We start from the raw sequence: 8,508 nt of genomic DNA, 5'->3' as shown, positions 1-8,508 counted from the left end.
AAAATGACCCACTGTCAGCAATTATGCGTTAAAGGGGGTATCAGAACATCTGTTCATATACTAATGCCTATGCTACACTAAATCCCTTATCTTCGATCGGCTGTCGCGGGTAGTGCCGTTTGGGTGCAGGAAGGGATCAGCATGGCTCATTTATCCAGTTTGGAGGGTGCCGAAATGGAGGGCAAGCCTGCCGACGCGCGGCTGGCTTCTGCACCCTTCACGGTTGTATCGCCTTACGAACCGGCGGGCGATCAGCCTCGGGCTATCGAGAAGCTGAGCGCCGGCGTGCGCGACAACCTGCGCTACCAGACGCTTTTGGGCGTGACGGGCTCGGGCAAGACATTCACCATGGCGAAGGTCATCGAATCGGTGCAGAAGCCTACGCTGGTCATGGCGCCGAACAAGACGCTCGCAGCCCAGCTGGCCTCGGAGTTGAAAGAGTTCTTCCCGAACAACTCGGTCGTGTACTTCGTGAGCTACTACGACTACTACCAGCCTGAAGCCTACGTGCCCTCCTCCGACACGTTCATCGAGAAGGACGCCTCCATCAACGAGGAGGTTGAGAAGCTGCGGCATGCGGCCACCTCGGCGCTGCTGTCGCGACGTGATTGCATCGTGGTGGCTTCGGTGTCGTGCATCTACGGCATCGGCTCGCCTATGGATTACGCCGGCATGGCCGTGTTCGTGGACAAGCAGAAAGAAGCTGACCGTGACGATATCATCCACGACCTTATCGACATCCAGTACGACCGCAACGACTACGAGCTGAAGCGTGGGACGTTCCGCGTGCGCGGCGATGCGTTGGACGTGTTCCCGCCCTATGCGGACCATCCGTTGCGCATCGAGTTCTGGGGCGACGAGATCGAGCGCATCGTGGAAGTGGACAACGTCACCGGGGAGGTGCGCAACGAATACGAGGCGCTGCCCATCTGGCCGGCATCTCACTATGTAGCGACGCGCCCGAAGCTCGACCGTGCGCTCGGTACGGTGCGCGACGAGTTGCGCGACCGCTTGGCCCAGTTCAAGGAAGAGGGCAAGCTGCTGGAGGCCCAACGCCTCGAGATGCGCGTGAACTACGACTTGGAAATGATCGAGACGATCGGGTTCTGCTCGGGTATCGAGAACTACTCGCGCCATATCGACGGCCGCGCACCCGGCGAGCCTCCCTACACGCTCATCGACTACTTCCCGAAGGACTTTTTCTGCATCATCGACGAGAGCCACGTTACGGTTCCCCAGATCCGCGGCATGCACGAAGGCGATCGTTCGCGCAAGATCACGCTGGCCGAGCACGGGTTCCGCCTGCCGAGCTGCCTGGACAACCGCCCGCTGCGCTTCGACGAGTTCGAAGAGCGCATCCCGCAGTTCGTGTACGTGTCGGCCACGCCGGGCGACTACGAGCTGAAGGTGTCCCAACAGCAGGTGGAGCAGATTATCCGCCCGACCGGCCTGCTCGATCCGGAGATCATCGTGCGCACCTCGTCTTCCCAGATCGACGACATTATCGACGAGGCGAAGGACCGCGCGGCCCGCGACGAGCGCGTGCTCATAACCACGCTGACCAAGAAGATGGCGGAGGACTTGACCGACCACTTGTTGGACCAGGGGGTGAGGGCGCGCTATATGCACTCCGATATCGCGACGCTCGAGCGCATCGAGATCCTGCGCGAGCTGCGCCAGGGCAAGTTCGACGTGTTGGTGGGCATCAACCTGCTGCGCGAGGGCCTGGATTTGCCGGAGGTGTCGCTGGTGGCCATCCTCGATGCCGACAAGGAGGGCTTCCTGCGCAACCACCGCTCCCTCATCCAGACGATCGGCCGCGCCGCCCGCAACGTGTCGGGCCAGGTGATCATGTACGCCGATCGGATGACGGAGTCTATGCGTATCTCTATTGAGGAGACGACGCGCCGCCGCGCCATCCAGATGCAGTACAACCAGGACCACGGCATCGAACCGCAGACTATCCGCAAAGCCATCAACGATATTATGGAATACGTGACCGGCAAGGTGGGCAACACGACCGCCGAGCAAGTGAACAAGGAGCTGGCTGCGCTGTCGCGCGAGGAGGTGCTGCGCATTGTCTCCTCCATGGAAGACGAGATGGCCTCGGCATCGGTCAGCATGGACTTCGAAGAGGCTGCCCGCCTGCGCGATCAGGTGGTGAAGCTGCGCGCCCAGGTGGAAGGTTCCAGCGAGGACGATGTGCTGAAAGACCTGAAAAAGACCGCCCGCAAAGGCAGCGCGTTCGGCAATCGCAAGAACTCGGCCTACGGAAGCAGCCGCCGGTCGTAGACGGCTGAGGGCAGGCGTAGTCGGGGGCTGTATCAAAAGCCCCTCAAACAAAAGAGTCGGAACCTTTCATGGGTTTCGACTCTTGCCTGTTATTTCGAGGACTCCTTATGTCCCGACGGGCTCTCGCTTCCCTGCGCGGTTTCTGCCGGCGCGTGGTCAAGCGCCCGAACGCTCTTGGGGAGATAGAGTACTAGGCCCAGTACGAGGCAGATGAGGCCGTCGACGACGAAGAACGCTGCCACGCCGACGGCTTCGGCCAGCATCCCGCCGAGCGCAATGCCGATGGGGGAGGCCAGGCCCATGGCGGCCGTGGTGAGGCCCAAGGCGCGTCCTGTCTTTTCCTCGGGGACGAGGCGCTGAACGAGTGTGATGAGCGGCCCGTTGAACCACGAACAGGCTATGGCCATGATGGAGCACAGGACCACGAAGCTTACGAACATGTCAGGCGAGAGGAACCCGCAGGCGGCAGTGGTTGCTCCCACGACGACGGCGGCGATGGCGATGAGGCGCGCCATTTTCTGGCCCTTTCCACCGCCCCAGGTCATGAGCAGCACCGAGCCTGCGATCATGCCTACGCCGAACGCCGCTTCCACGATGGAGGCCATATAGCCATCCCCTGAGAAGTGGTCGAAGGTCATAAGAGGGAAGATGGCTCCGAGCGGCGCGAACGTCACCATGCCTATGGTGATGCCTGCGATGAGGATGACGAGGCCTCGATTTGCCGAAAGTGCCTTCCAGCCGTCACGTAGGTTCGCGAATACGTGCTGCTCGAATGCCGTCTTGTCCACCACGGTGGGTATCTTCGCCAACGCCAGGCCGGCTACTGCGGCTATTGCGCCAAAGAAGTCCAAGAACAGGACGGAGTGGAAGCCGAGGGTGGTGTAGAGGAAGATGCCGAACGCTGGCGCCCCGATGGATGCCACGCTCATGAGCAGCTGGTCGAGCGTGTTGATGCGCAGCAGGTGCTTTTCGGGCACGAGCAGCGGCATGGATGCCAACATGGCCGGTCCGTGGAAGGCCTGGCCTATACTGCGTACGATAACCAATATCATGAGCAGGGCGAACGAAACCTGACCGAACAAAATGGCGAAGCCTAGGCCCAGCGACACTACACCGATGCCCAGGTCGGCCACGATCATAACGGTTTTGCGATTATGTTTGTCGGCAATGACGCCGCCGAAGGGCGAGAGTAGCCCTTGGGGAAGGTAGGCGCAGATTGCCGCGGCGGCCAACATGAGGGCGCTGCCGGTAGTCTCGGTGATGTACCAGACCACGGCATAGCCGGCGGCATAGCTGGTGATCATAGATACGGCTTGGCCGCCCCAAATGGTGGCGATGATGGCAAGCCATCGTTTGGGCAGAGGCCGACCAGCGGCGCTCGTCAAAGCGGTTGTCTCAGTCATGAGGAAAAAGCTCCTGTCGTTTGATGCGGTTGGCGCGAAAAGGGTGCGCTGTGCATTTCAGTGTGAGGTTGCGAACGCGGCCGCGCCAGCCATTTTGGTTGGCAAGAAGAGTGCAACGAGAAGTTGCAGGAATCGGCACGCGGAAGACGTACCTCTTACAAAAATGCTGATTGCATCAAAACAGAGCTCCTTGGTTGAAAAACGTGGTTTTCAGTGTAGCAGGAGCGATGGAGCCGTCAAGCGAATAATTGCGTTGTCTGTTTGCGTATCTGTCCTTGTTGACTTGATCCGAGCGCGTGAAAGGGGGCAGCTCCGGTAGTAGCTCTTTCTTGCCAAGCAGCGATGCCGTCCGATTTCGGACGGTGCGCCAACGAATGGCGCACCTCCTACCCGATTTTCATGATTTTGGAATAGGTAAGACTTTGCGGCCTTTGCCGGCAAAGTCTTACCTTGTTTACGCCACTCCGGCGTGCTCGTGCTCGTGGATGTCGGTCTTCGGCTTCTCTAGGCCCTCGATGACCAGGCCGTTTTTCTCGGCGTAGTCCCAGAGTGCCGCATGGATGGCCTCCTCGGCCAGAAGCGAGCAGTGCACCTTTACCGGCGGCAACCCGTCGAGGGCGTCCATGACGGCTCGGTTGGTCACCTCAAGCGCCTGCTGCACCGTCTTGCCCTTTACCAGCTCGGTTGCCATGGATGAGGTGGCGATGGCGGCGCCGCAGCCGAATGTCTTGAATTTCACGTCGCGGATAATGCCGCTGTCGTCGACGTCCACGTACATGCGCATGATGTCGCCGCACTGGGCGTTGCCGACGGTGCCGCATCCGCTGCAGTTCTCGATTTCACCCACGTTGCGCGGGTTCGTGAAGTGGTCCATTACCTTTTCGCTGTATGCAAAAGCCATGAGAGCTCCTTTTCTCTGGTTTGAGTCGATCCGTGCTCGGTCGCGTGCCGTTGCCTATACGGCCACGAGCTGTTCTTTCAGGAAGTCTTCGTACAGGGGGCTTATGGCGCGCAGGTTGCCCACCGTGCCCTTCAGTGCGTCGATGGCGAAGTCAACGTCTTCGCGTGTCGTGTCGCGGCCGAAGGTAAGGCGCAGGGACCCGTGCGCGATCTCGTGAGGCAGGCCGATGGCCAGCAAGACGTGGCTGGGGTCGAGCGAGCCCGATGTGCAGGCCGATCCGCTCGAGGCGGATACGCCTTTGAAAGCCAGTTGCAGCAGCATGCCCTCGCCTTCGATGAACTCAAACGAGCAGTTTACGTTGTTGGGCAGGCGCTTGCTCGCATGTCCGTTCAGGCGTGCGTGCGGGATCTCGGCCAGGATGCGCGCAATGGCGTGGTCGCGCAGTTCGGTCAAGCGCGCTGCTTCGATCTCCTGTTCCGCGAGGGCAAGTTCGATAGCCTTGGCGAAGCCGACGATGCCGGCAACATTCTCGGTGCCGGCGCGCATCCCGCGCTCTTGTTGTCCGCCGTGGATGAACGCGCCACCTTTGACGCCGCGGCGGCGGTAGAGCAGGCCGGTGCCCTTGGGGCCGTATATCTTGTGGGCCGACGCCGACAGCAAGTCGATGTTCAAGGCGTCCACGTCGATGGGCAGATGTCCGAACGCCTGCACAGCATCGGTGTGGAAAATCACGCCGCGCGCTCGTGCAATGGCACCGAGTTCGGCTATGGGCTCGACGGTGCCGATTTCGTTGTTCGCGAACATAATGGACGCGAGGATGGTTTCGGGGCGTAAGGCCGCTTCAAACGCAGTGGGGGATACCAGGCCGTACTCGTCTACGGGCAGGTACGTTACCTCGAAGCCCCGTTTTTCCAGATACTCGCAGGCATGCAGCACGGCGTGGTGCTCGATGGCGCTGGTGACGATATGACGGCCGCGCTCGGCGTAGGCCTCGGCGGTTGCGATGAGCGCCATGTTGTCAGCTTCGGTGCCGCCCGAGGTGAAGATGATCTCGCGGTCCTTCGCCCCGATTGCGCGGGCTGCTACGCCACGCGCTTCGGCGAGGGCGGCGTTGGCGCTCTCGCCAAGGGGGTACAACGAACTGGGATTACCGTATTCGCTGGTGAGATACGGCATCATGGCGTCAAGCGCCTCGGGCCGCAGCTTCGTGGTGGCGGCGTTGTCCAGGTAGATGTCTTTCGGTTCGCTCATGGTCCGGTCTCCTTGTTGGGGCTGTCCCCGTAAAATACCCTAGTGAATTACTAGGAATAATGCCACCAAATGCAGCGCACGTCAAGGGCGAGAAGAAAACGTCGATATATGCTATACAAATAGTAGGGTATTTGTTGCCTGCGGGGCGCAAGCGGGGGTGCGGCGGCGCTAGTCGGTGAGAAAGCGGATATTCAGGTCGACGCTGGTCGAGATGCCGGCGACGACCCCGCCGTTGGTGTACTGCCACATGACGAAATCGAACTGAGCGGTAGGCTGTGGCGCATCGTACTCGGCGAGCCAGACGGGACGGTCGCCCAACGAGTCGCCGCCGAAACGGGCTACGTCCTGCTTGTTGCCGTAGACGACGGTATCGTAGCCTGCGGCTTCGATACGCTCGCAGAATGCGCGGGCGCACGCTGCGAGTTCGGCTCCTGTCATATGGTTGGCGCGCCCGGCGGGGTCGCTTACGGGTTCATGGTCGTAGGCGATAGGCAGGTCGAGTGCCCGGCCTGCCAACTGCTCCAACACCAGTGCCGCCTCTTCACGGGCTTCATCTTCGCTCACCGCTTGCGAGAAGAAATAGACGCCCGTCTTGAGTCCTGCGGCTGCGGCTCCGTCGATGTTCTGGGAGAAGCGCTCGTCGACGTACAGGCTCCCTTCCGTGTAACCGCGGTTGCCGAGGCGGATAATCGCGAAGTCGATGCCGTCCGAAGCAACTGCCTGCCAGTCGATGGCACCTTGATGGCTTGACACGTCGACACCCAGGTCCGAGCGTATCTCGCCGTTTTCTGAGTAGGAAAGGCGATCGCCTTTCGCCTCAAGTCCCGTCCAGTCGTAGGGGCTGACGTATGCGGATGTGCTTGCGGCGGTGGACTGGCCGCACCCGGGCAGAAGGCACAGCGCTCCAAGCGCCAGCGCAATCATGATCAGCGCGCACGCTCTCCGTGCGACCGTCGTCGGGGGCGTCGCTGCCGCTGAGATGCGACGATAAGGGGAGGTAGTTTCTCTCATGATGCCATCCTATCAAAGCTTTGTCTTACTCTTCCGTTGGCGGTTTGAATCTGCTAACGGAACACAGAAGGGTGATTTCGCACGATAAACGGCGTTCTGCGAGCACCTCCTGTGGAAAGGTTATCGATAAGCTATACTTATAGGGATTTTACCCGCAAAAGGCTTGACGGTGGGGCGGATTCGACCAACGACGCTGAGTAGAGCGGCGAGAATGGTGTGAGCGATATGATGGTTTCGACGAAGGGGCGCTACTCCCTAAGGCTTGCGATCGAGGTTGCGATACTGGGTGCGGACGGCGTACCGGTTACGATGCGCCAAGCTGCCGAGCGTCAAGACCTTTCGGTAAAGTACCTTGAGCAGCTGGGCGGTGCGCTGGTGAAGGCCGGTGTGCTGAGGAGCATCCGCGGCGTGAGCGGCGGCTACTTGCTTGCTCGTCCGGCAGGCGAGATTACCGCAGGCGACGTGCTGCGCGCTACCGAAGGCAGCTGTGCTCCCGTGGCCTGTCTCGAAGAAGGTGCGGCCGTGTGCCCGCGCCGTGACGAGTGCATGTCCATTGATTTCTGGCGCGGCCTTGACACCGTTATCGAAAACTACGTGGACGGCATCACGCTGGCCGACTTGGCAAAGGCGAGATAAGCGCAGGGCGGTCACCTTTCCTCGCAAGGGGTCTATCGGAGAGAGACCCCCCCTGTCCTGCATGCGAAATACCATAGCACGTGCATTGCAACGCGTCCTTCTTGCGAAATGTTTCGCGACAAGGACGCGTTGCTGCTTCAGATGCTCAAAAATCTCGTGTGAGATACAGCTTCATGGAAACTGCGGCCGAGACTGCATAGAGCCCCAACGCGACCGCTAGGGCGATTCCCGAAAAAAGGATGGTTTGGGAGGGGTCGGTCAAAAGCGCCATCCATTCCCTCAGGTAGGGCATGGCTGCGTAGAAAGCCAACATGACGACCAGGATGGGTATCGCGACGACCAGAGGGGGAACCTTAAGTGCCCCCATCCTCATGAAAAGGGGCAGGACCACTGAAAGCACGAAGGACAAAAGCAGGCAGCACGCGGCAAACACGGCAAGAAGGATCGTGCCGTCAAAAGGGGCGGGCGAGGCAGGCGCGAGGCGTACGATGCCGGTCAGCAGCGGGGCAAGCAAGCATGCTACCCCATAGATGGCGATACCGAGCACGAGGGTTGCGACCACCACGACGGCAAGCGTTGCATAGCGTCCAGCAACCACTGCATGACGGGTAAGGGGCAATACCAGTCGAAAGCCTTCCCAGTCCTTACGGCCGTCGGCGTACATAAGCAATTGGAGAGAGGAGAGCGGCATGATGAGTGTGGGGAAGGCCACGATGATAGGTGAGTTGCCTATGGCGATCGAGGTGATGACCCCGAGGATGAAAAACCCGACAGCCTGTACCCTGAACGACCTGTTGCCTGCAATAAGCAAAAGGTCTGACACTAAGACGGTTCTCATAGTTTCGCCTCTTTCTGCATGGGGGCGGGAAGGATGCGGTTTGTTGGTTGCTGTACTTTCCGCCCTTGTTGCTGCACTTGGAATACTGTCTTAGAACTGGCGCTTCGCGTAGAGTCTGACGGACAGGACGCCCGAGAGGGCATAGAGTGCCAATCCGGCTGCGAGCACGATACCGG

7 protein-coding genes are annotated in these 8,508 nt (G+C 60.3%); 2 read left to right on the top strand and 5 right to left on the bottom strand.

Annotation, left to right across the window (positions count from 1 at the left end; translation table 11 throughout):
* Positions 1-141: 141 nt before the first annotated feature.
* Complete coding sequence (gene uvrB, locus RR842_RS09910; RefSeq protein ID WP_332554082.1) at positions 142-2,292, top strand: excinuclease ABC subunit UvrB; 2,151 nt, start codon at positions 142-144, stop codon at positions 2,290-2,292.
* 89 nt (positions 2,293-2,381) lie between these two features.
* Here the strand turns inward: uvrB and RR842_RS09905 are convergent, their stop codons facing one another.
* The 4 genes from RR842_RS09905 to RR842_RS09890 form a co-directional block, all read right to left on the bottom strand.
* Complete coding sequence (locus tag RR842_RS09905; RefSeq protein WP_332565618.1) at positions 2,382-3,695, bottom strand: MFS transporter; 1,314 nt, start codon at positions 3,693-3,695, stop codon at positions 2,382-2,384.
* A 454-nt stretch (positions 3,696-4,149) separates the two neighbouring features.
* Positions 4,150-4,596 carry a Fe-S cluster assembly scaffold protein NifU gene (gene nifU / locus RR842_RS09900; RefSeq protein ID WP_332512806.1) on the bottom strand — a complete coding sequence of 149 codons (447 nt, stop codon included), beginning with the start codon at positions 4,594-4,596 and terminating at the stop codon, positions 4,150-4,152.
* Positions 4,597-4,650: 54 nt separating this feature from the next.
* Entirely contained in the window at positions 4,651-5,847 is a 1,197-nt protein-coding gene (nifS, locus tag RR842_RS09895) for a cysteine desulfurase NifS (RefSeq protein WP_332729630.1), read from the bottom strand.
* A gap of 168 nt (positions 5,848-6,015) precedes the next feature.
* Complete coding sequence (locus tag RR842_RS09890; RefSeq protein WP_332729629.1) at positions 6,016-6,858, bottom strand: glycoside hydrolase family 25 protein; 843 nt, start codon at positions 6,856-6,858, stop codon at positions 6,016-6,018.
* A gap of 225 nt (positions 6,859-7,083) precedes the next feature.
* Here RR842_RS09890 and RR842_RS09885 point away from each other — a divergent pair, with 225 nt between their 5' ends.
* On the top strand, positions 7,084-7,494 hold the full coding sequence (locus RR842_RS09885; protein ID WP_332729628.1) for an Rrf2 family transcriptional regulator: 411 nt from the start codon (positions 7,084-7,086) through the stop codon (positions 7,492-7,494).
* A gap of 145 nt (positions 7,495-7,639) precedes the next feature.
* Here the strand turns inward: RR842_RS09885 and RR842_RS09880 are convergent, their stop codons facing one another.
* Positions 7,640-8,332, bottom strand: coding sequence for an ABC-2 transporter permease (locus tag RR842_RS09880; protein WP_332729627.1), 693 nt, complete (start codon positions 8,330-8,332; stop codon positions 7,640-7,642).
* Positions 8,333-8,508: the final 176 nt, after the last annotated feature.

Source organism: Gordonibacter sp. (genome assembly GCF_036667095.1).
Lineage (GTDB): Bacteria > Actinomycetota > Coriobacteriia > Coriobacteriales > Eggerthellaceae > Gordonibacter.
This window is presented reverse-complemented; position numbering and strand designations above follow the sequence as displayed.